Raw genomic sequence first — 22,143 nt, forward strand, 5'->3', positions numbered from 1 at the left:
CCCGCGCCCAGCGCGGAGGTGGCCTCGCGGATCCGGCCGGCGGGGACCTCCTCGCACCGGCAGACCACCGTCTCCTCGGTCAGCCAGCCGTCCCAGCCGGGGCCGGGCCGGTGAGCGGCCCCCATGACCTCGGCGAAGGCGCGCAGCCGGGCCCGCCGCCGCGACAGCCGGGCCCCGGCGGGCGCGGCGGCGCCGAGCGACCGGGCGACGGAACGGGCCGCCAGTTCGCCTTCGACGAGGGCCAGGGGGGCTCCGCCGATGCCGCCCGTCTCGCCCGCGGACCAGACGCCGGGGACGGACGTGCGCTGCTCGGGGTCGAGGGCCAGGGCGACGGTGCCGTCGGCCGCGACGCGGGTGGCGCAGCCCAGGGCGGTGGCCAGTTCGAGCTGGGGCACCAGGCCGTGGCCGACGGCCAGGGCGTCGCAGGGGATGCGCCGGGCGGTGCCCGGGAGCGGGCGCCAGTCACGGTCCAGCCGGGCCACGGTCACCGCCTCCACCCGGTCGGTCCCGTGCGCCTCGGTCACGGCGTGCCGGGTGAGCAGCCGGATGCGGCGGCGCACCAACGCCCCGCCGTGCACGGCGCCTTCGGCGAGCTTGCCGGGGTTGCGCAGCAGGTCCGGGAGGTGCCCGGCGTACCCGAGGTACGAGGCGGCCTCGACCACCGCCGGGACCTCGGCCCCCGCGGCGGCGAGGGAACCGGCGACGGCGAGCAGCAGAGGCCCGCTGCCGGCGACGACGACCCGGCGGCCGGGCAGCACCAGCCCGCCCTTGAGCATGGCCTGCGCTCCCCCGGCCCCCACCACCCCGGGCAGGGTCCAGCCGGGGAAGGGCAGTTGGCGCTCGTACGAGCCGGTGGCCAGCAGCAGGCAGCGGGCCTCGACCACGGCGGGCCGTTCGTCGTCGACCAGGGCGTGCAGCCGCCAGCCGGCCCCGGCCGGGACCACGCTCCACACGTGGTGCCCCGCCAGGTACCGGATCCGCCCGGCCCGGACCTGCGCCCGCAGCGCGGCCTCGCGCCGGACGAACTCCCCCCAGGCGTGGTGCAGCGCCCCGGGCCGCGCGGCCCCGAGGGCGGGGGCGGGCTGCCGGTAGAACTGGCCGCCGGGCCGCTCCCCCGCGTCGACCAGCGTCACGCGCAGCCCGAGCTCGGCGGCGGTGACGGCCGCGGCCAGTCCGGCGGGGCCGGCGCCGACCACGGCCAGATCGGCCGGGTCGGTCGCCCCGGCCTGCGCGGCCGGCGCGGCCTGCGCGGTCCCTTCGGCCGGGGCGGCGTCGGTGGGGTCAGACGGCGAGGTCGGCACGGCCGGTTCCTTCCTGGGTGGTGACGACGGCGCCGGGGCGGGCAGGGACCAGGCAGGCCCGGCGGTTGGGCCGGCCGTCCACGGTGACCAGGCAGTCGTAGCAGCTGCCGATCCCGCAGAACGCCCCGCGCGGGGCCCCGCCCTCGCGGGTGGTGCGCCAGGCGAGGACGCCGGCGCCCCACAGGGCGGCGGCCACGGTCTGCCCGGCGAGCACGGGGATCTCCCGCCCGTCAAAGGTGAGGGTGTACTCGGCCTCGGCGGCGCCGCCGACCAGGTCCCTCGGCGTGGAGCGGCTCATCGGTCGGCCTCCTTCGGGTCGGCGGGCCCGAACCGGTCCGGGCGGAACGGGGCCGGGTCCAGCGGTGGACGCGTGCCGGCCAGGGCGGCGGCGATCAGCACGCCGGTGGCCGGGGCCAGGCCGATGCCGGCGCCCTCGTGGCCGCAGGCGTGCAGCAGGCCGGGCACCCGCGGGTCGGGGCCGATCGCCGGCAGGTGGTCGGGCAGGTAGGGGCGGAAGCCGTGGTACGTCCGCAGTACCCGTACGTCGGCCAGCACCGGGAACAGCGCGGCCGCCTGGGAGGCCAGCCGGCGCAGCGCGGTCACGGACAACGAGCGGTCGAAGCCCACGCGTTCGCGGGTGGCCCCGATCAGCACCGGCCCGGACGGGGTGCCCTCGACCACGGCCGAGGACTGCAGCGCGGCCGAACCGCTGGCCACGTCCGCGATGTAGTCGGCGGCGTAGACCTTGTGCCGGACCAGCCGCGGCAGCGGCTCGGTGACCAGGACGAACCCGCGCCGCGGGAGCACCGGCAGGTCCACGCCCGCGAGCCCGGCCACGGTCCCGCCCCAGGTACCGGCGGCGTTTACCACGGCCCGGGCGCGCAGCTCCCGCCGCGGGGTGCGGACGCCGGTCACGGCGTCGCCGTCCCGCAGCAGGGCGGTGACCTCCTCGCCGAGGTGGACGGCGGCGCCCGAGGCGGCCAGCAGCCGGGCCGCGGCCTGGGCGGGCTGGACCTGGGCGTCCTGGGGGTAGTGGAAGCCGCCGGCGAGGCCGGGGGCCAGGTGGGGTTCGAGCTCGTGCAGGGCGTCGGCGGGGACCTCCTCGGCGGTCACCCCGGCGGTCCGCTGACCCTCGGCGAAGCCGCGCAGGGCCTTGAGGGTGGTCTCGTCGGGCGCCACGACGAGACCACCCTTGGGCTCGTACTCGGTCTCCGGTGGGAGGACCTCGGCCAGCTCGCGCCAGAGCCTCGTGGACAGCAGCGCGAGGTCGAGCTCGGGGCCCGCCTCCTTGTCGGAGACGAGCAGGTTGCCTTCCCCGGCACCGGTGGTGCCGCCGGCGACGGAGCCGCGGTCGACCACGGCCACGGAGAGGCCGGCGCGCGTGGCGTAGTACGCGCACGCGGCTCCTACGACGCCGGCGCCGATGATCACGGCGTCCAGTTCCAGGGAGTGTCTCTTGGGCACGGCAGTAATATGTCACATTCTTTAGAGGCTGCCCAGTCCGGTCCGGGGAGATCCAGGAGGGCTCCGGGAGAGATCGAGCAGGAGCTCCCCGGACCGGACCGGGCGTCCGGCGGATCAGCCGCGCAGCGGTCCCTCGCAGCTGAAGTTCGAGGTCCCCGCGACCTTGTTGGACCAGATCTCCACCGGCCCGAAGGAGCAGTTCATGTCGGCGAGGTTGGTCGAGGCCGCACCGGCCCGGTCGAGGATGAAGTAGTCGACCGTCTCGGACATGTCCTTGAAGTTCTGGTCGTCGCTGCGCCAGTTCTTCAGGTTGGCCGTGATCCGGCCGGTACAGGTGAAGCGGCGCTTTCCGGGCTCGCCGTTCTCCACGCAGTCGGGGGTGTTGTACGTGGCCTGCGCGAAGGAGGCCTTCACCGAGGCCAGGGCCGAGTCGCGCAGCTGGTCGACCGGCGTGAAGGACGTGTTCGGCACGTACAGCTGGTCCACCTTGGCGATCTGCGCGTCCAGGAAGCGGTCGTAGTCGCGCTGGAGGTAGTTGTCGGAGCCCATCCGGTGGCGCCAGGCGTCGAAGCCGGCCACGTCGTTCGCGCGCAGGTAGCCGTACATCTCGCGCAGCAGCGAGGGCTTCTCGGTCCACAGGAACTCGAAGAACGTGCCCGCGTAGTTGTAGAAGCGGAAGCCGTCGCCGTCGTAGGTGGCGTGCAGCAGCTGGTCCACGCTCATCCGGGGGCCGCCGCCGGCGGTGTCGTTGATGATGCCCCGGACCAGCGACTTGCGCACCGCGATGCCGTTGTCGCGGGTGGCGCCGTCGAAGAACTCGGCGGTGCCCTCGTCCATGGCGGTGGTGCGGTCCGACTCGTACCAGGGGCCCTGGCCGAAGAAGCCGGGCACGGCGTAGCGGCCGTTGAGGTAGTGCGTGTACTCGTGGCGGAACAGCTCTTCGAGGGTGAGCGTGGAGTCCTGCGGGACGCGGCGCTGGTAGGTGTAGAAGGTGGCGCCGTCCTCGATGTAGATGCCGCCGTTGTTGGTGCCCATGCCGGTCAGGATCGGGTGGTAGTTCACGTAGTCGGCGCGGGAGGCGTACAGCACGATGTTCAGCGTGGTGTTGGGGTCGCCGGCCAGCGGCTGGTCGGTGCCGAGCACCCGGTGGTACTGCGCCTTGACCTGCTTGCTGGCGTAGTACAGCTGGTCGACGACGGCCTTGGCGAGGGCGGTGCGGACCTTGATGGCGCCGTTGTCGTAGGTGTACGTGTACGGGAAGAGCTGCTTCTCGATGTCCTCCTTGCACACCCCGTACGGCTTGCAGGCCTGGTAGAAGTTCAGCCAGGACACCAGCTTCGCCCACGGCTCGCTGCCGTTGCCGAAGGTGGTCCTGACCGGCTCCAGCAGGGCGCCGAGGTCGGCGACGACCTGGTCCTTCAGGCCCGCGACCTGGCCGAAGCGGGCGTACTCGCTGAGCGCGTCGCGCACCACCCAGGCGTTCGCCGTGTCCTTGAGGTGGGCGTAGGTGCCGAAGGCCTTGAACGCGGCCCGGTACGCGGGGTCGGCCGCGACGGCGGCGTGGAAGGCGGCGTCCTGGTTGCCCGGGTAGACGCCCAGGTAGTTGACGGACAGGGCGGCCAGGGCCGCGCCGCCCCAGGCGGAGTCGCCGGAGGTCTGCGGGTGGGCCGCGTCCATGGTGGCCAGCACCTTCTTGATCAGACCGAGCTGGTGCTGGCGCAGGCCCGGGGCGCTGGCGGCGTAGAGGGCCTCGCGCAGGGTGTTGGCGTTGGTGCGGGTGACGTCGAAGGTGCGCGCCGCGTTGCCGAAGTCGGCGACGGCCTGGCGCATGGCGGCCACGGTCGGGGCGTCGGTGACGTCGATCTCGTCGCGCGAGTAGTCGTGGTAGGCGACGGCGTGCAGGTAGGTGAACATCTCCTCCAGGTGGGAGGTGTTCTTCCCGTCGTGGGCGGCGGAGAGGGCCGATATCCGGCGGGAGACGGCCTGGACGTGCGCGTCGGACATGACGGGCGCCAGACGCGCGTCCCAGGTCCAGATCAGCCCGCGCAGACAGCCGTCGGCGAGGACGGCCGGGTCGGCGAGGAAGTCGGCGAACTGCTCCGGGCCGAGGCCGGTGATCCCGTCGAGGGTACAGGGGACGCCGGCGGCGGCACCGCGGACGCCGGTCGCGTACGGGGCGGCCTGGACGGCCTTGCGGCTCTGCTGCTTCTCGGCCTGCGGGGTGTCGACGGCGGGCCGGTGCGCCTCGGTGGCGCCGGGGACCCGGCCCGCGTCCTTGCCGGTGGCCCGCCCGCCGGGGGCGACGGAGGCCGCCGGGGTCTGCTCGGGGGCCGAGGCCAGGCGGTCGACCTCGTCGAAGGGGTTCGCCTCGCCGGGCGCGGCCGGGGCGGCGGGGGTACCGGCGAAGGTGGCGGGTACCGGGCCGCTCTCGGCGGCCTGCGAGGTGGCCTGGCCGACGGAGGCCAGCAGGGTCACCGCGACGGCGGAGGCGAGGAGGGAGGAACGCACAGCTCTGTGGTGGGACACCAAGACTCCTGGTGGGGGAGGAAGTGGGGGGTGGTGCGAAACGGTGCGGGCGGTGCTGAACTGCACTGCTTCACGCGGCATTTGACGGGGATTAACGGGCCGGCGTGTGAGCTGTAACATAGTAATGTGAAATTGCACTGACAAGACCTGTGCGCCCCTCAGTTCTCGCCCACCCCAGGGAGCCTTGGTGACCGACACGTCCGCACGCCTGAACATCGGCAGCCACGACCTGCCCGTCTCAGCAGAGTTGTCCCGTTTCATGGCGGGGAACTGGGCCCCGACGCCCCTCCCCGGGACCGACCGGGTCGCCGGGTACGCCGTCCTGCCCGCGCGCCGCGCGCGGCTGTCGGCCCGCTTCCCCGGCGAGCGGCTGATCGTCCCGGCGGGCGAGCTGAAGGTCCGCTCGAACGACTGCGACCACCGCTTCCGCCCGCACAGCGCCTACGCCTGGCTGACCGGCCTCACCGGGGAGGACCAGGTCGGGCACGTCCTGGTCCTGGAGCCCTCCGGGCCCTCCGGCCACGAGGCCGTGCTCCACCTGCGCCCGCGCTCGCAGCGCTCCGACGGCACCGAGGAGTTCTTCCGGGACCGCCGCTACGGCGAGTTCTGGGTGGGCCGCCGCCCCGACCTCGCCGAGGCCGAGCGGCTGACCGGCATCCGCTGCGCGCACCTGGACGAGCTCGGCACCCCGACCGGCCGCAACGCCGCCGACGACCCGGAACTGGCCGCCGCCCTGGCCGAACTGCGGCTGGTCAAGGACGCCTGGGAGGTCGAGCAGCTCCAGCTCGCCGTGGACCACACCACGGCCGGGTTCGAGGACGTCGTCCGGGCGCTGCCGCAGGCCCTGGCCCACCCCCGGGGCGAACGCTGGATCGAGGGCGTGTTCGGGCTGCGCGCCCGCGCCGAGGGCAACGGCACCGGCTACGACACCATCGCCGCGTCGGGCGCGCACGCCTGCGTGCTGCACTGGATCCGCAACGACGGCCGGCTGGACCGGGGCGACCTGCTCCTGCTGGACGCGGGCGTGGAGACGGACACCCTCTACACGGCGGACATCACCCGCACCCTGCCGCTGTCCGGCCGCTTCTCCCCCGTTCAGCGCCAGGTCTACGAACTGGTCCTGGCCGCCCAGGAGGCGGGCATCGCGGCGCTGCGCCCCGGGGCCAGCTTCCGCGACTTCCACCGGGCCGGGATGCGGGTGATCGCCGAGGGCCTCGCCGAGTGGGGCGTGCTGAAGAACGCCGAGGGCGACCTGCACCGCCGCTACACCCTGTGCAGCAGCGGGCACATGCTCGGCCTGGACGTCCACGACTGCGCCAAGGCGCGCGCGCAGACGTACCTGGACGGCGTCCTGGAGGAGGGCCAGGTCCTCACCGTGGAGCCGGGCCTCTACCTCCAGCCCGACGACGAGACCCTCCCGCCGGAGCTGCGCGGCATCGGCGTCCGCATCGAGGACGACCTGGTGATCACCGCCGAGGGCGCCCGTCTGATGTCGGGCGCCCTGCCGCGGACGGTGGCGGGCATCGAGGAGTGGATGGGCACCCTCCTGGAGGGCTGACGGGGTCAGTCCAGGACCGCGATGCCGTCCAGTTCCACGAGTGCCTTCTCGTCCCACAGGCGGACCGCGCCGACGACGGCCATCGCCGGGTAGTCGCGGCCCGCCAGGCGCCGCCAGATCCGGCCGAGTTCGGGGGCGTGGTCGCGGTACGCGGCCACGTCCACGGCGTAGACGGTGACCCGGGCCAGGTCGGCCGGGGTGCCGCCGGCGGCGGCGAGGGCGGCCAGCAGATTGGCCAGGGCCCGTTCGAACTGCTCCGGCAGGCCGTCCCCGACCACCGCCCCGGTCCCGTCCAGCGCGGTCTGCCCGGCCAGCAGCACCAGGCGGGAGCCGGTGGCGGTCACGGCGTGCGAGAAGCCGGTGGGCGGGGAGAGTTCGGCCGGGTTGATCCGCTCCAGACTCACCGGGCCACCTCCGCACGGCCGGCCCCCGTGCGCTCGGCGTCCGTACGGTCGAGCGTGCGGTACAGGTCCTTGGCGATGACCGTGCGCTGGACCTCGCTGGCGCCCTCGTAGATGCGCGGGGCCCGCACCTCCCGGTAGAGGTGCTCCAGCAGGTGCCCGCGCTCCAGGGCGCGGGCCCCGTGGAGCTGGACGGCGTGGTCGACGACGTACTGGGCCGTCTCGGTGGCCAGCAGCTTGGCCATGGCGGCCCGCCGCGGCACGTCGGGCGCGCCCTCGTCGTACGCGCCGGCCGCCGCGTAGACCAGCAGCCGGGCGGCCTCCACCCGGGTGGCCATCTCGGCGACGCGGTGCGCCACGGACTGCAGGTCGGCCAGCACCCCGCCGAACGCCCCGCGCCCGGCCGTGTGCCGGACGGTGGCCTCCAGCGCGGCCTGGGCCATCCCGACGGCGAACGCCCCGACGCTGGGCCGGAACAGGTTGAGGGTGTCCATGGCGACCGCGAAGCCCCGGCCCGGGGCGCCGAGGACGTCCTCGGGGCCGACCCGGACCGCGTCGAAGGCGAGCGCTCCGATCGGGTGCGGGGAGAGCATCCGCAGCGGCCGCCCGGTCAGCCCGGTCCGGTCGGCGGGCACCAGGAAGGCCGTGATGCCCCGGGAGCCGGGCGCCTCACCCGTCCGGGCGAACACGGTGTAGAAATCCGCCTCGGGGGCGTTGGAGATCCAGCACTTCTCGCCGCTCAGCCGCCAGCCGGCCCCGTCCGGCGGGGCCTTGAGGGCCAGGGCCGCCGCGTCCGAGCCGGCGTCCGGCTCGCTCAGCGCGAACGCCGCCACGGCTCGCCCGGCCCGTACCTCGGGCAGCCACCGGCCGCGCTGCGCCTCGGTGCCGGAGCGCAGCACGGGGTGGGCGCCCAGGCCCTGGAGGGCCAGGGCCGTCTCGGCCTCGGTGCAGCCGTGCGCGAGGGACTCCCGCAGCAGGCACAGCTCCAGCGCGCCCGAGGTGAACAGCAGGTCCAGCAGGCCGAGTTCGCCGAGGAGGGCGAGCAGGGGCCGGTTCACCCGGCCGGCCTCGCCCTGCTCGGCCACCGGGCGCAGCCGTTCGGCGGCCAGGGCGCGCAGTTGGGCGCACCAGGCGGTCTGATGGGGATCGAGCGCGAAACCGGGCATCCGAATGCCTCATTCCTCATCGCGTCTTATCGCGTCCAGTTGACTGTCGTCACCATCACGATACGCTCCAGAGGGCATCTTCCGGCACGGGCCGGAGGAGCCGCACGGCCGGCGCCACCCTCCCCAGCCACCACCGCTGGGGGCCCTCCCACCCGGACCGTCGCAAGGGGGCGATCCCGCCTTGGAGCTCAAGCCATCCGCCCACGCCGACACCTTCGCGCGCGATCACCTGCCACCGCCGCAGACGTGGCCGCAGCTGCTGTTCGAGCTGCCCGAACTGGCCTATCCGGACCGGCTGAACTGCGGGGCCGAGCTGCTGGACGCCACCGTGGACCGGTTCGGCCCCGACCGCCCCGCCCTCCGGGACGCCGGCGGCGGGGTGTGGACGTACGGCGAGCTGCGGGAGCGGGTCGACGCCCTCGCCCATGTCCTCACCGAGGACCTCGGGGTCGTCCCGGGCAACCGGGTGCTGCTGCGCGGCCCGACCGGCCCGTGGACGGCGGCCTGCTGGCTGGCGGTGATGAAGGCTGGCGCGGTGGCCGTCACCGTGCTGGCCCAGGCCCGCCCCCAGGAACTGGCGACGGTCTGCGCGATGGCGCAGGTCCGGCACGCCCTGTGCGCGGCGCCCGTCCTGGACGACCTGGTCAAGGCCGAGGTGCCGGGGCTGCGGATCACCCCGTACGGCGGCCGGGACGAGGCCGACCTGCTCCACCTGGCCCGCCGCCACACCGGCCGCGGCTATCCGGCCGTGGCCACGTCGGCGGACGACGTGGCGCTGATCGCGTTCACCTCGGGCACCACCGGACGGCCCAAGGGCTGCATGCACTTCCACCGGGACGTCCTGGCGATCGCCGACACCTTCTCCCGGCACGTGCTGCGGCCCACCCCCGACGACGTGTTCGCCGGCAGCCCCCCGCTCGGCTTCACCTTCGGCCTCGGCGGCCTGCTGGTGTTCCCGCTGCGCGCCGGCGCCTGTGCGCTGCTGCTGGAGCAGGCCGGCCCGCGGCAGCTGCTGCCCGCGGTGGGCCGGCACCGGGTCTCGGTGCTGTTCACCGCCCCCACCGCCTACCGGACCATGCTCGACGAGCTGGCCACGCACCCGTACGAGGGCTACGACCTCGGCTCGCTGCGCCGGTGCGTCTCGGCGGGCGAGAACCTGCCCGCGGCCACCTGGCAGGCCTGGTACGAGAGCACCGGCCTGCGGATCATCAACGGCATCGGCGCCACCGAGCTGCTGCACATCTTCATCTCCGCCGCCGACGAGGACATCCGCCCCGGCACCACCGGCCGGCCGGTCCCGGGCTGGCAGGCCCGGGTCGTGGACGGCAACGGCCGCCCGGTGCCCGACGGGGAGCCGGGGCTGCTGGCCGTGCGGGGCCCGGTGGGCTGCCGCTACCTGGCCGACCCGCGGCAGGGCGAGTACGTGCGCGACGGCTGGAACCTGACCGGCGACACCTACGTACGGGACCCGGACGGCTGGTTCCGGTACGTCGCCCGGGCCGACGACATGATCATCTCCTCCGGCTACAACATCGCCGGCCCCGAGGTGGAGGAGGCCCTGCTGCGCCACCCGGACGTGCAGGAGGTGGCGGTGGTGGGCCGGCCGGACGAGCGGCGCGGGCAGGTCGTGGTCGCGTACACCGTGCTGCGGGAGGGCTCCACGGCCACCGAGGACTCGCTGAAGGAGTTCGTGCGGGCGGAGCTCGCCCCGCACAAGTGCCCCCGGGTGTTCGTCTTCCTGCCTGCGCTGCCGCGCACCGCGACCGGCAAACTGCAACGGTTCCGGCTGCGCGATCTAGAGTGATCACGTGGTCGAGCAGCACACCCCGCGATCCCTGATCGTCACGTTCTACGGTGCCTACGGGCGCGCCTTCGACGGCCCGGTCCCGGTGTCCGCACTGGTCCGCCTGCTGGGCGCGGCCGGCGTGGACGCCCCCTCGGTGCGGTCCTCGGTCTCCCGGCTCAAGCGGCGCGGCTTCCTGCTGCCCGCCCGGGCCGGGGACGGCCAGGCCGCCTACGCCCTGTCGGCGGAGGCCCGCGAACTGCTCCGGGACGGCGACCGGCGGATCTACGCGCCGCCGGTCCGGCCCTCGGAGGCCTGGCTGCTGGCCGTGTTCTCGGTCCCCGAGCAGGAGCGCAACAAGCGGCACCTGCTGCGCTCCCGGCTGGCCCGGCTCGGCTTCGGCACCGCCGCGCCCGGCGTGTGGATCGCCCCGGCCCGGCTGGCCGAGGAGACCCGCCACACCCTGGAGCGGCTGGGGCTGACCGACTACGTGGAGCTGTTCCGCGGCGACCACCTGGGCTTCGCCCCGACGGCCGAGTCGGTGGCCCGCTGGTGGGACCTGACGGCCCTCGCCAAGCAGCACGAGGAATTCCTCGACCTGCACGAACCGGTGCTGCGCGGCTGGCAGTCCGGCGCCCGCGAGGCCACCCCGCAGGCCGCCTACCGCGACTACCTGCTGGCCCTGGACACCTGGCGCCACCTGCCGTACGCCGACCCCGGCCTGCCGCCGGAGCTGCTCCCGTCGGACTGGCCCGGCGAGCGCTCGGCGGCCGTCTTCACCGAGCTCCACGCCCGCCTGCGGGACCTGGGCACGGCCTTCGCCACCGGCTGAGCGGGGCCTGCCCGGTCAGCCCTTGCCGGTCGGCGGGCGGCGGTTGCCCGCGCGGTAGGGGGCCGGCCAGGGAGCGGCGGGGCCCTCGTAGCCCTGTTCGGCGGCGGCGTGGAGGGTCCAGTGCGGGTCGTACAGGTGCGGTCGGGCCAGGGCGCACAGGTCGGCCCGACCGGCCAGGAGCAGGGAGTTGACGTCGTCCCAGGAGGAGATGGCCCCGACCGCGACGACCGGGACGCCGAGGGCGTTGCGGATCCGGTCGGCGTACGGGGTCTGGTAGGAGCGGCCGTACTCGGGGGCCTCGTCGGCGACGACCTGGCCGGTGGAGACGTCGATGGCGTCGGCGCCGTGCTCGGTGAAGGCCGCGGCGACGGCGACGGCGTCCTCCTCGGAGGTGCCGCCGGGGGCCCAGTCGGTGGCGGAGATCCGGACCGTCATCGGCCGGTCCGCGGGCCACACGGCCCGGACGGCGTCGAAGACCTCCAGGGGGAAGCGCAGCCGGCCGGCGAGGCTGCCGCCGTAGGCGTCGGTGCGCCGGTTGGTCAGCGGGGAGAGGAACGACGACAGCAGGTAGCCGTGCGCGCAGTGCAGCTCCAGCAGGTCGAAGCCGCAGTCGGCGGCGCGGGCCGCGGCCCCGGTGAACTCCTGGCGGATCCGGGCGAGGTCGTCGGTGTCCAGGGCCCGCGGGACCTGGGAGCGGCCGGGCAGGTACGGCAGCGCGGACGGGGCCACCAGCGGCCAGTTGCCCTCGGGCAGCGGCTCGTCCATGCCCTCCCACATGCGCCGGGTGGAGCCCTTGCGCCCGCTGTGGCCGAGCTGCACGCCGAGGGCCGTGCCGGGCGCCCGGGTGTGCACGAAGGCCGTGATCCGCCGCCAGGCGTCGGCCTGCTCCTCGGTCCACAGGCCCGCGCAGCCGGGTGTGATCCGGCCCTCGGCCGAGACGCAGACCATCTCCGTCATCACGAGCCCGGCCCCGCCCAGGGCGCGGGCGCCCAGGTGCACCAGGTGGAAGTCGCCGGGGACACCGTCCTCGGCGCTGTACATGTCCATCGGGGAGACCACCACCCGGTTGCGCAGGGTCAGCCCGCGCAGCCGGTACGGGGTGAACATCGGCGGGGTGGCCGGGTCGGGGCAGCCGAAGTCCTCCTCGACGGTGCGGGTGAAGCGGGGGTCGCGCAACCGCAGGTTGTCGTGGGTGACCCGGCGGCTGCGGGTGAGCAGGTTGAAGGCGAACTGCCGGGCCGGCTGGCCGACGTAGCCGGTGAGCTCCTCGAACCAGCGCATGCTGGCGGCGGCGGCCCGCTGGGTGGAGGCGACGGCGGGCCGGCGCTCCGCCTCGTACGCGGCCAGGGCGGTGGGTACGTCAGGCTCCGCGGCCACGGCCCCGGCCAGGGCGAGGGCGTCCTCGACGGCGAGCTTGGTGCCCGAGCCGACGGAGAAGTGGGCGGTGTGGGCGGCGTCGCCGAGCAGCACCAGGTTGCCGTCGGACCAGCGCTCGTTGACCACGGTGCGGAAGGCGGTCCAGGCCGAGCGGTTGCCGTACAGGTCGCGGCCGCGCAGGGCCTCGCCGAACCGTTTGGCGCAGCGGGCGGCCGACTCGGCCTCGTCGCACCGGTCCAGCCCGGCGGCCCGCCAGACCTCCTCGCGCATCTCGACGATCACGGTGGAGGCGCCGGGGCCGTCGGCGGGGCGCGCGTAGGGGTAGCCGTGGAGTTGCATCACGCCGTGCTCGGTCTCGGCGACCTCGAAGCGGAAGGCGTCGAAGGCGAAGTCGGCGGAGAGCCAGATGTAGCGGCACCGGCCGGTGGTCACGGTCGGCCGGAACACGTCGGCGTGGGCGGTGCGGACCGGGCTGTGCACCCCGTCGGCGGCGACCACCAGGTCGTGCTCCCGCCGGAGCCGGGCCACGTCCGGGGCCGCGGTGCGGAAGTGCAGCCGTACCCCGAGCTCCGCGCAGCGGGCGTGCAGGACGGCCAGCAGCCGGCGGCGGCCCAGGGCGGCGAAGCCGTGGCCGCCGGAGGTCAGCACCCGCCCCCGGTGGACGACGTCGATGTCGTCCCAGCGCACGAACTCCCGCTGGAGGGCGGCGTGGACCGCGGCGTCGGCCTGCTCGATGCCGCCGAGGGTCTCGTCGGAGAGCACCACGCCGAAGCCGAAGGTGTCGTCGGGGGCGTTGCGCTCCCAGACGTCCACGGTGTGGCCCTGCCGAGCCAGCAGGGCGGCGGCGTACAGTCCCCCGGGGCCCCCGCCGGCGACGGCGACGCGCACGGCGCTACCTCCCGGTCCAGCGGGGCGCGCGCTTGGCGGTGAACGCCGCGTGGAACTCGGCGTAGTCCCGGCCGTGCATCAGCAGCGCCTGGGTGTTGGCGTCGAGCTCGACCGCGGCGGCCATGGGCATGTCCAGCTCGGCGGTGAGCAGGGCCTTGGTCTGGGCGTAGGCCAGGGCCGGTCCGGCAGCGAGCTGTTCGGCCAGCTCCCGGGCCCGGGCCTCGGCCTTGCCCTCCTCGGTGAGCTCGCTGAGCAGCCCGATCCGCTCGGCCTCGGCGGCCCGCACCGGCTCGCCGAGCATCAGCAGCCGGGTGGCGTGGCCGAGGCCGACGACCCGGGGCAGCAGGTAGGCGGCGCCCATGTCGCCGCCGGACAGGCCGACGCGGGTGAAGAGGAAGGCGAACTTCGCGGTGGGGTCGGCGATCCGGAAGTCCGCGGCCAGCGCGAGGACCGCGCCGGCGCCGGCGGCCACGCCGTGGACGGCAGCGATCACCGGGAACGGGGCCTCGCGGACGGCCCGGACCACCTGGCCGGTCATCCGGTTGAAGTCGAGGAGTTGCGCCGGGTCCATGGCGAGGGTGGCGCCGATGATCTCGTCCACGTCGCCGCCGGAGCAGAAGCCGCGCCCTTCGCCGCCGAGGACCAGGGCGCGTACGGAACGCTCCCGGGAGAGTTCGGCGAGCAGATCGCGCAGGTCGGCGTAGGAGCCGAAGGTGAGCGCGTTGAGTTTCTCGGGGCGGTCGAGGGTGACGGTGGCCACGCCGTCCTGCCGGGTCACCCGGAGGTGACGCCACCGTTCGGTGCCTGCTGCGGAACCAAGGAAGGGGCTCACACGGGCGACGGTATCACCGTCTCGTGACTGTCGTCAGGGATACGCGATAGGCCATCGGTGTCCGGTCCCCGGCCTACGCGGCCCTGTAGGGCCCCGGACCTGCGGTCCTCCGCTTTGTGCCGGGGTGCCCTCCGCTCGGACGAAAGGGCTCCGTATCGTTGAACGCGGGACCTCCTCGCCGCACGCGGGACCCGTCCCCTCCCCCTGCCCTGCCACCACGCCGGATCGGACGGACGCGCCATGCCCGACACCGCTGCCTGGCGGATCGCCCTGCCGCACTGCACCTCCGCCGTGCCGATGGCCCGCGCCCTGATCCGCTCCGCCCTGGCCGACGCCGGGGCCCCGGCCGACCGCGACACGGCCGAGCTGCTGACGGCGGAGCTGGTGGCGAACGCCGTGGAGCACACCGGCGGCGCGGGCCCCATCGAGCTGGTGGTGCGGCTGCGGGCGCACGGCTGCCAGATCGAGGTGCACGACGGCGACCCGCAGCCGCCGGGGGACCTCGTACGGCCTCCCGACGAGCCGCACCCGGACCTCTGGCAGGAGAACGGCCGCGGACTGCTGCTGCTGCGCGCACTCAGCTCCGAGTGCGGGCACCGGGTCACGGCGACGGGGAAGGCGGTCTGGTTCACCCTGGCCGCGCGGCTGGCCGGGGCGCCCGGACCGGCCGCGGCTGTGGCACCGGCCGTATGACTATGCGTCGGCCCGGGCGGGCGACGGCGTCGCCAGGGTGGCGACGAGCACGGCCTTGATGGTGTGGAGGCGGTTCTCGGCCTCGTCGAAGACCACCGAGTGGCGCGACTCGAACACCTCGTCGGTCACCTCCAGCGACTCCAGCCCGTGCCGCTCGTGGATCTCCCGGCCGACCGCGGTGCCCAGGTCGTGGAAGGCCGGCAGGCAGTGCAGGAACTTCACGTCCGGGTTCCCGGTGGCCCGCAGCACGTCCATGGTGACCGCGTACGGCGCCAGCGCCTCGATCCGCTCGTCCCAGACCTCCTTGGGCTCGCCCATGGAGACCCACACGTCGGTCGCGACGAAATCGGCCTGGGCCACGCCCTCGGCGACGTCCTCGGTCAGCGTGATCCGCGCCCCGCCGGCCTCGGCCAGCTCGCGCGCCCGGGCCACGACCGGCTCGGCCGGCCAGTAGGCGCGGGGCGCGACGATCCGCACGTCCATGCCGAGCAGGGCGCCCGTGACCAGGTACGAGTTGCCCATGTTGAAGCGGGCGTCACCGAGGTAGGCGAAGGCGGTCTGCTCCAGCGGCTTGGCGCAGTGCTCGGTCATGGTGAGCACGTCGGCGAGCATCTGGGTGGGGTGCCAGTCGTCGGTCAGGCCGTTGAAGACGGGCACCCCGGACCAGGCGGCGAGCTCCTCGACGGTCTCCTGGCTGTCACCGCGGTACTCGATCCCGTCGAACATCCGGCCGAGCACCCGCGCGGTGTCCTTGACCGACTCCTTGTGCCCCATCTGGGAGCCGGAGGGGTCGAGGTAGGTGGTGCGGGCGCCCTGGTCGGCGGCGGCGACCTCGAACGCGCAGCGGGTGCGCGTCGAGGTCTTCTCGAAGATCAGCGCGATCGTGCGACCCTGGAGCAGGGGCTGCTCGGTGCCCGCCCGCTTGGCCGCCTTCAGCTCGGCGGCCAGCTCGACGAGGCCGCGGAACTCGGCCGCGGTGAAGTCGAGCTCCTTGAGGAAACTGCGGCCGACGAGGTCGGTGGGCATGGGGACGCTCCTGGGTCGCACGGGCGGAATGTTGGAAGTCTATACGATGTACTGCATCGCTATACAGACCCCTGTGCGGAGGCCCCGCGCGGGACCCCGCCGCGGCCTTCGCACCGCCCCCGGCGTCCGGCTCAGACCGCGGCCCGCTCCACCGGGCAGCTCATGCAGCGCGGCCCGCCCCGGCCCCGGCCCAGCTCGCTGCCCGGGATCTCGATCACCTCGATGCCCTCCTTGCGCAGATGGGTGTTGGTGGTGACGTTCCGCTCGTAGGCCACGACCACGCCCGGCTCCACGGCGAGCACGTTGCAACCGTCGTCCCACTGCTCCCGCTCCGCCGAGTGCACGTCCTGGGTCGCGGTCAGCACCCGGATCGCGTCCAGGCCCAGCGCGGAGGCGATGGCCCGGTGCATGTGCTCCGGCGGATGGTCGGTGACCTTCAGCTCCGTCGCGTCGTCACCCGGCTCGATGGTGTACGACCGCAGCATGCCCAGTCCCGCGTACTGGGTGAACGTATCTCCGTCGACCATGGTCATCACCGTGTCCAGGTGCATGAACGCCCGCCGCTTGGGCATGTCCAGCGCCACGATGGCGCGCGCCGAGCCGGCCGCGAACAGTCCGCGCGCCAGCATTTCCACCGCCTGGGGCGTGGTCCGCTCGCTCATCCCGATCAGTACCGCGCCGTTGCCGATGACCAGGACGTCACCGCCCTCGATGGTGGAGGGGTAGTCGGCCTGGCCCTGCGACCAGTAGTGGAAGGCGCCGGAGGCGGTGAACAGCGGATGGTGACGGTAGATCGCCTCGAAATGGACGGTCTCGCGCTGCCGGGCCGGCCAGCGCATGGCGTTGATGGACACCCCGTCGTAGATCCAGGCGGAGGTGTCCCGGGTGAACAGGTGGTTGGGCAGCGGCCCGAGCAGGAACCCGTCGAGGTCGAGGGCGTGGAACCGGACCGAGACCGGCTCGCTGTGCCGCTCCAGGAACTCCCGTTTGGTCATCCCGCCCACCAGGGCCTCGGCCAGGTCCTCCGAGGGCATCCCGTCGAAGACGGCGCGGAGGTGGTCGGTGGCGAGCGGACCGTACTCCTTCTCGTCGAACACCCGGTCCAGCACCAGCCGTCTGGCCTCGTGGATGTCGAGGGTCTCGCGCAGCAGGTCGCCGAAGAGGTGGACGGCGACCCCTCTGTCGCGCAGGACGTCGGCGAAGCCGTCGTGCTCCTGGCGGGCCCGGCGCACCCACAGGACGTCGTCGAAGAGCAGCGCGTCCTTGTTGCTGGGAGTGAGCCGCTTCAGCTCCAGGTCGGGTCGGTGGAGAATGACGCGGCGAAGCCGCCCGGTCTCGGAATCGACATGGAATCCCATGACGTACACGTTCGCAGACCGGGCGGCGTTTCGAGGCCCGCAGGGACAGCTCCCGGCCTCAGCGCAGCCCGAGCAGGGCCGAGGGCGCGCCCGTGAGTTCCGGGGTGAGGATGCCGAGCTTGGGGTCGGTGACGTCCGGCAGCCCGTAGTTGGCGGCGTTCGGCATGGTCAGCGGCAGGCCGAGGACCGCGCCGGGGCCCTTGGCGAGCAGGGTGGTGGCCGGGGACTCCACCGAGCCCTCGCCGTCGGTCTCCTTGCCGCCCAGCAGGTTGGGCAGCGGCGAGGCGACGCCGGTGTCACCGAGCTCGGTGCCCACCGGGATCACCGGGAGCAACGGGGTCGGCAGCATCTCGCCCTGGTGGAAGGTGGGCGTCCCCGGTGCCCCCACCACCGGCACCGGCACCCCGGTGGCCACGCGCGGGGTGTCCACGCCCAGTGCGGCCCGGGCCGCGCCGAGCGGGACATCCACCGGGACCGTGGAGGCCACGGCAGGTGTCGCCGCTCCCGCCGCGGCCATACAGGTCATGAGCGCCGCAATGCTTCCGCGCGCGGTCATCTTCATATCTGACGTTCCGTCCTTCCGAGTCGCGTACACTCCGCTGCCCTGGAAGAACGATCCCGCGCGCCCCTGGTCACCGCGCGGCCCGGAGGGGACGGGCCCTCACAGCCGCGGGTCGACCGGCTCCGACTCCAGGGCGAGCACCGCGAACACCGCTTCGTGGACCCGCCACAGCGGCTCGCCGTCCGCCAGCCGGTCCAGCGCCTCCAGCCCGAGCGCGTACTCGCGCAGCGCCAGCGACCGCTTGTGGCCCAGGTGCCGCTCGCGCAGCCGCTCCAGGTTCCGCGGACGGGTGTACTCCGGGCCGTAGACGATCCGCAGGTACTCCCGCCCGCGCACCTTGACCCCCGGCTGGACCAGGCCCCGGCTGCCGCCGCGCGCGTACGCCTGGAGCGGCTTGACGACCATGCCCTCGCCGCCGGCCGCCGTCAGCTCCAGCCACCACTCGGTGCCGGCACGGACGGAGTCGGGGTCGGCGGTGTCGACGTGGATCCGCCCGGTGCGGCGCAGCAGGCCGGTGCCGGCCCGCTCGTCGGCCTCCACCAGCCGGTCCAGCCAGGCCAGTTGCCGGTCGTGCGGGACCGCGGCGAGGCTGCGGCCCTCCGCGGCGAGCACCTGGAACGGCGCGAACCGTACCCCGTCCAGCCCGTCGGTGGTCCAGCAGTAGCGCCGGTAGGCCTCGGTGAACGCGGCCGCGTCCGCCGCCCGTTCCCGCTGACGCTCCAGCAGCTCACCGGTGTCCACCCCGCGGGCGGCGGCCGCCTCCAGCGCGGCCAGGGCGCCCGGGAACACCGCCCGCGAAGCGGCGCCCACGGCGGCGTACTGGTGGCGCAGCAGCCCGGTGGACTTCAGCGACCAGGGCAGCAGTTCCCCGTCGAGCAGCAGCCAGTCCCCCGCTCCGGAGGCGCCGGGGGGCGCGGCGAGCTCCTCCCAGAGGCCGGCGGCGGTGACCGCCGAGCGGATCCGGTCGAGGACCTCCTCGGTCACGGCCGGGTCGTCGAAGAAGGCGCGGCCGGTGCGGGTGTACACCGACCCGGTCGCCCCGTCCGTGACGCCGAAGCGCTCGCGGGCGACCTCGGCGTCCTTGCAGACCAGGACGACGGCGCGGGAGCCCATGTGCTTCTCCTCGCACACCACCCGCTCCACGCCGTCGGCCCGGTACTGGGCGAAGGCCTCGGCCGGGTGCTCCAGGTAGCCGTCCTCCTTCGAGGTGGCCGTCGGCGCCATCGTCGGCGGCAGGTACGGCACCAGCCGCGGGTCGACCGCGAACCGGCTCATCACCTCCAGGGCCGCCGCCGCGTTCTCCTCGCGCACCGCCACCGCGCCCAGGTGCCGGGTCTCCACGACCCGGCGGCCCTGGACGTCGGCCAGGTCCAGCGGCCGGCCCTGGTGGCCTCCGGGAGCCCCGGTCGCCAGCGGCTTGACCGGCTCGTACCAGACCCGCTCGGCCGGTACGTCGACCAGCTCGCGCTCGGGCCAGCGCAGCGCGGTCATCCGCCCGCCGAACACGGCCCCGGTGTCCAGGCAGAGGGTGTTGTTGACCCAGGAGGTGGTGGGCACGGGCGTGTGGCCGTAGACCACGACGGCCTTGCCGCGGTAGTCCTCGGCCCACGGGTAGCGCACGGGCAGCCCGAACTCGTCGGTCTCGCCGGTGGTGTCGCCGTACAGGGCGTGCGAGCGGACCCGGCCGGAGGTGCGGCCGTGGTACTTCTCGGGCAGTCCGGCGTGGCAGACCACCAGCTTGCCGCCGTCGAGCAGGTAGTGGCTGACCAGCCCGTCGATGAACTCCCGGACCTCGGCGACGAACGCCTCGTCCTCCCGGCCGAGCTGCTCCACGGTCTCGGCGAGGCCGTGGGTGAGCTGGACCTTGCGGCCGGCCAGGTGGCGGCCGAGCTTGTTCTCGTGGTTGCCCGGCACGCACAGGGCGTGGCCGGCCTTGACCATGCCCATGACGCGGCGCAGCACGCCGGGGCTGTCGGGGCCGCGGTCGACCAGGTCGCCGACGAAGACCGCGGTGCGGCCGGCGGGGTGCACCCCGTCGACGTAGCCGAGCTTGGCCAGCAGGCTCTCCAGCTCCGAGGCGCAGCCGTGCACGTCACCGATGATGTCGAAGGGGCCGGTGAGGTGGCGCAGGTCGTTGAACCGCTTCTCCCGGACGATCTCGGCCGCGTCGACCTCGGCGACGTCGCGCAGCATGTGCACCGTGCGGAAGCCCTCGCGTTCCAGGCCGCGCAGGGAGCGGCGCAGTTCGCGGCGGTGCCGCTGGACCACGTGCCGGGGCAGGTGGGCGCGGTCGGGGCGCCGGGCGTTGCGGGCGGCGCAGACCTCCTCGGGCAGGTCGAGGACGATCGCCACGGGCAGGACGTCGTGCTCGCGGGCCAGCCGGACGAGCTGCCGGCGGGCCTCGGTCTGCACGTTGGTGGCGTCGACGACGGTGAGCCGGCCGGCGGCCAGCCGCTTGCCGGCGATGTAGTGCAGGACGTCGAAGGCGTCCTTGCTGACGGTCTGGTCGTTCTCGTCGTCGCTGACCAGGCCGCGGCAGTGGTCGGAGGAGAGCACCTCGGTGGGCCTGAAGTGGCGGCGGGCGAAGGTGGACTTGCCCGAGCCGGTGGCCCCGACGAGGACGACGAGGGACAGGTCGGGGACGGGCAGCACCCGCGGGGTCGCTGCGGGGGTCGTGGTGCCGGTCATGCGGGGTCGCCCTCCTTCGGGCCCGCGGAGGCGGTGTCGGTGTCGGTGTCGGTGTGTGTGGTGCCGGTGGTGCCGGTGGTGCGCGTGGTGCGCGTGGTGCCGGTGCGGTCGGTGTCGGTGCCAGTGTCGGTGTCGGTGTCGCGGTGGAACACGGCCATCTGCGTGGGCGGGCCCACCTCGGGGTCGTCCTCGCCGACGGCCTCGAACCGAACCGTGTAGCCGTGCCGTCCGGCGGCCGCGGCCGCCCAGGCACGGAACTCCTCGCGGGTCCATTCGAAGCGGTGGTCACCGTGCCGGACGTGGCCGGCGGGCAGGCTCTCCCAGCGCACGTTGTACTCGACGTTGGGCGTGGTCACGATCACCGTGCGGGGGCGTGCCGCGCCCAGCACGGCGTACTCCAGCGCGGGCAGCCGGGGCAGGTCGAGGTGCTCGATCACCTCGCTGAGCACGGCCGCGTCGTAGCCGGCGAGCCGCTTGTCGGTGTACGTCAGCGAGCCCTGCATCAGCTTCACCCGGGAGCCGAGGTGTTCGCCCATGCGGTCCAGGCGCAGCCGGCGCGCGGCCACGGTCAGCGCCCGTACGGACACGTCCACGCCGACGATCTCGGTGAAGGCCGAGTCCCGCAGCAGCGCCTGCACGAGCTGGCCCTGGCCGCAGCCGAGGTCCAGGACGCGCCGGGCGCCGGCGGCGCGCAGGGCCCCGAGGACCGCCTCGCGGCGCCGTACGGCCAGCGGCACCGGCCGGTCGGCGGTGTCCTGGGTGTCGTCCACGGCGTTGTCGAGGGCCTCGACCTCGCTGTCGTCGGCCTCGGCCAGCCGGACGAGTTCGAGGCGGCCCATGGCGTCCTCGGTCAGGGAGCGGCGCCGGGCGAGGTAGCGCTCGGTGATCCTGCGGTGCTCCGGGTGGCCGGCCAGCCATCCGTCGCCGGCCCGCAGCAGCTTGTCCACCTCGTCGGGCGCCACCCAGTAGTGCTTGGCGTCGTCGAGGACCGGCAACAGCACGTAGAGCTGGCGCAGCGCGTCGGCGAGCCGTAGTTCGCCCTCCAGGACCAGCCGGACGTAGCGGGAGTCGCCCCACTCGGGGAACCGCTCGTCCAGCGGCACCGGTTCGGCCACGACCTCGGTCCAGCCCAGCGGTGCGAACAGCCGGTGGACCAGCTCGGCCCCGCCGCGGGCCGGGAGCGCCGGGATCTCCACGCGCAGCGGCCGGGCCCGCTCCGCCAGCTCGGGCCGGGCGGCGCACTGCCCCTTGAGGGCGCTGCGGAAGACGGCCGCGAGGGCGACGGCGAGCAGCGAGGACGCGGCGTAGGGCCGGTCGTTGACGTACTGGGCCAGGGCCCCGTCGGGCGCTCCACCGCGGCCCTTGCCCCTGCCCTTGCGCACCAGCGCGACCGGGTCCACTTCCAGCAGCAGCGCGGCGGTGCAGCGCTCGGGCGTCGCCTCCGGGTACAGCACGTGCGCGGTGCCGTGGGAGGTGGGGAACGCCTGCGCCTTGCCGGGATGCTTGTGCAGCAGGAAGCCCAGGTCGGTGGCGGGTCGGTCAGGGGTACCGGTGGTGGAGATCGTCAGGAACACCCGGTCGATTATGGCCGCGTGGGCCGCCCGTCCCACCTGATTTTCCGGGGCGCCGGGCCGGGGGCGGGCGGCCCCCGCGGCCATAATCGACCGGGTGTTCCTGACGATCTCCAC

At 74.4% G+C, this 22,143-nt stretch carries 17 protein-coding genes; 4 read left to right on the top strand and 13 right to left on the bottom strand.

Annotation, left to right across the window (positions count from 1 at the left end; translation table 11 throughout):
* The 4 genes from EF918_RS16360 to EF918_RS16375 form a co-directional block, all read right to left on the bottom strand.
* Nucleotides 1–1,196, bottom strand: a 1,196-nt coding sequence (locus EF918_RS16360; protein ID WP_260610265.1) for an FAD/NAD(P)-binding oxidoreductase, incomplete at its 3' end; no start/stop codon positions are given.
* 85 nt (nt 1,197–1,281) lie between these two features.
* Nucleotides 1,282–1,599, bottom strand: coding sequence for a (2Fe-2S)-binding protein (locus EF918_RS16365; protein WP_125646289.1), 318 nt, complete (start codon nt 1,597–1,599; stop codon nt 1,282–1,284).
* The gene (locus EF918_RS16370; RefSeq protein WP_125646291.1) at nt 1,596–2,765 is read right to left on the bottom strand and encodes an FAD-binding oxidoreductase; all 1,170 of its coding nucleotides are present in this window, start codon (nt 2,763–2,765) and stop codon (nt 1,596–1,598) included. Before EF918_RS16370 ends, EF918_RS16365 begins: the two co-directional genes overlap by 4 nt.
* A gap of 114 nt (nt 2,766–2,879) precedes the next feature.
* The gene (locus tag EF918_RS16375) at nt 2,880–5,291 is read right to left on the bottom strand and encodes a collagenase (protein WP_125646294.1); all 2,412 of its coding nucleotides are present in this window, start codon (nt 5,289–5,291) and stop codon (nt 2,880–2,882) included.
* Between the two features lie 187 nt (nt 5,292–5,478).
* Between EF918_RS16375 and EF918_RS16380 the strand changes: the two genes are divergently transcribed.
* A complete protein-coding gene (locus tag EF918_RS16380) occupies nt 5,479–6,849 on the top strand; it encodes an aminopeptidase P family protein (RefSeq protein ID WP_260610260.1) in 1,371 nt (456 codons plus the stop codon).
* A gap of 5 nt (nt 6,850–6,854) precedes the next feature.
* On the opposite strand, the gene EF918_RS16385 is transcribed toward EF918_RS16380, so the two are convergent.
* Together EF918_RS16385 and EF918_RS16390 are read right to left on the bottom strand one after the other, a co-directional pair.
* Complete coding sequence (locus EF918_RS16385; RefSeq protein WP_125646296.1) at nt 6,855–7,253, bottom strand: RidA family protein; 399 nt, start codon at nt 7,251–7,253, stop codon at nt 6,855–6,857.
* A complete protein-coding gene (locus tag EF918_RS16390) occupies nt 7,250–8,416 on the bottom strand; it encodes an acyl-CoA dehydrogenase family protein (RefSeq protein WP_125646298.1) in 1,167 nt (388 codons plus the stop codon). The genes EF918_RS16385 and EF918_RS16390 overlap by 4 nt, the downstream gene beginning before the upstream one ends.
* Before the next feature lie 181 nt (nt 8,417–8,597).
* Between EF918_RS16390 and EF918_RS16395 the strand changes: the two genes are divergently transcribed.
* A complete protein-coding gene (locus EF918_RS16395) occupies nt 8,598–10,220 on the top strand; it encodes an AMP-binding protein (protein WP_125646300.1) in 1,623 nt (540 codons plus the stop codon).
* Between the two features lie 4 nt (nt 10,221–10,224).
* Nucleotides 10,225–11,031 (top strand): PaaX family transcriptional regulator C-terminal domain-containing protein, encoded by an 807-nt coding sequence (locus EF918_RS16400; RefSeq protein WP_125646302.1) that lies wholly within the window; start codon nt 10,225–10,227, stop codon nt 11,029–11,031.
* 15 nt (nt 11,032–11,046) lie between these two features.
* Here the strand turns inward: EF918_RS16400 and EF918_RS16405 are convergent, their stop codons facing one another.
* Together EF918_RS16405 and EF918_RS16410 are read right to left on the bottom strand one after the other, a co-directional pair.
* Nucleotides 11,047–13,296, bottom strand: a complete 2,250-nt coding sequence (locus tag EF918_RS16405) for a bifunctional salicylyl-CoA 5-hydroxylase/oxidoreductase (RefSeq protein WP_125646304.1) — start codon at nt 13,294–13,296, stop codon at nt 11,047–11,049.
* Between the two features lie 4 nt (nt 13,297–13,300).
* Entirely contained in the window at nt 13,301–14,128 is an 828-nt protein-coding gene (locus EF918_RS16410; protein ID WP_125646306.1) for an enoyl-CoA hydratase family protein, read from the bottom strand.
* Between the two features lie 240 nt (nt 14,129–14,368).
* Here EF918_RS16410 and EF918_RS16415 point away from each other — a divergent pair, with 240 nt between their 5' ends.
* On the top strand, nt 14,369–14,821 hold the full coding sequence (locus EF918_RS16415; RefSeq protein ID WP_125646308.1) for an ATP-binding protein: 453 nt from the start codon (nt 14,369–14,371) through the stop codon (nt 14,819–14,821).
* On the opposite strand, the gene argF is transcribed toward EF918_RS16415, so the two are convergent.
* From argF to EF918_RS16440, 5 genes are all read right to left on the bottom strand, one after another.
* A complete protein-coding gene (argF, locus tag EF918_RS16420; RefSeq protein WP_125646311.1) occupies nt 14,822–15,847 on the bottom strand; it encodes an ornithine carbamoyltransferase in 1,026 nt (341 codons plus the stop codon).
* 131 nt (nt 15,848–15,978) lie between these two features.
* Entirely contained in the window at nt 15,979–17,205 is a 1,227-nt protein-coding gene (locus EF918_RS16425) for an arginine deiminase (RefSeq protein WP_125646313.1), read from the bottom strand.
* Between the two features lie 58 nt (nt 17,206–17,263).
* Nucleotides 17,264–17,761 (bottom strand): hypothetical protein, encoded by a 498-nt coding sequence (locus tag EF918_RS16430; protein WP_260610264.1) that lies wholly within the window; start codon nt 17,759–17,761, stop codon nt 17,264–17,266.
* Between the two features lie 105 nt (nt 17,762–17,866).
* Nucleotides 17,867–20,455: a polynucleotide kinase-phosphatase gene (locus EF918_RS16435; RefSeq protein WP_125646317.1), complete on the bottom strand. Its 2,589-nt coding sequence runs from the start codon at nt 20,453–20,455 to the stop codon at nt 17,867–17,869.
* Nucleotides 20,452–22,029, bottom strand: coding sequence for a 3' terminal RNA ribose 2'-O-methyltransferase Hen1 (locus tag EF918_RS16440; RefSeq protein ID WP_125646319.1), 1,578 nt, complete (start codon nt 22,027–22,029; stop codon nt 20,452–20,454). Before EF918_RS16440 ends, EF918_RS16435 begins: the two co-directional genes overlap by 4 nt.
* Nucleotides 22,030–22,143 lie beyond the last annotated feature (114 nt).

It is taken from the genome of Streptomyces sp. WAC06614, assembly GCF_003949795.1.
GTDB lineage: Bacteria > Actinomycetota > Actinomycetes > Streptomycetales > Streptomycetaceae > Streptomyces.

Excerpts from the sequence above, each read along its gene's own strand:
- EF918_RS16365 (WP_125646289.1), bottom strand. The coding sequence starts at position 1,599 with ATGAGCCGCTCCACGCCGAGGGACCTGGTCGGCGGCGCCGCCGAGGCC.
- EF918_RS16390 (WP_125646298.1), bottom strand. The coding sequence starts at position 8,416 with ATGCCCGGTTTCGCGCTCGATCCCCATCAGACCGCCTGGTGCGCCCAA.
- EF918_RS16415 (WP_125646308.1), top strand. The coding sequence starts at position 14,369 with ATGCCCGACACCGCTGCCTGGCGGATCGCCCTGCCGCACTGCACCTCC.
- argF (WP_125646311.1), bottom strand. The coding sequence starts at position 15,847 with ATGCCCACCGACCTCGTCGGCCGCAGTTTCCTCAAGGAGCTCGACTTC.
- EF918_RS16425 (WP_125646313.1), bottom strand. The coding sequence starts at position 17,205 with ATGGGATTCCATGTCGATTCCGAGACCGGGCGGCTTCGCCGCGTCATT.
- EF918_RS16430 (WP_260610264.1), bottom strand. The coding sequence starts at position 17,761 with ATGACCGCGCGCGGAAGCATTGCGGCGCTCATGACCTGTATGGCCGCG.
- EF918_RS16435 (WP_125646317.1), bottom strand. The coding sequence starts at position 20,455 with ATGACCGGCACCACGACCCCCGCAGCGACCCCGCGGGTGCTGCCCGTC.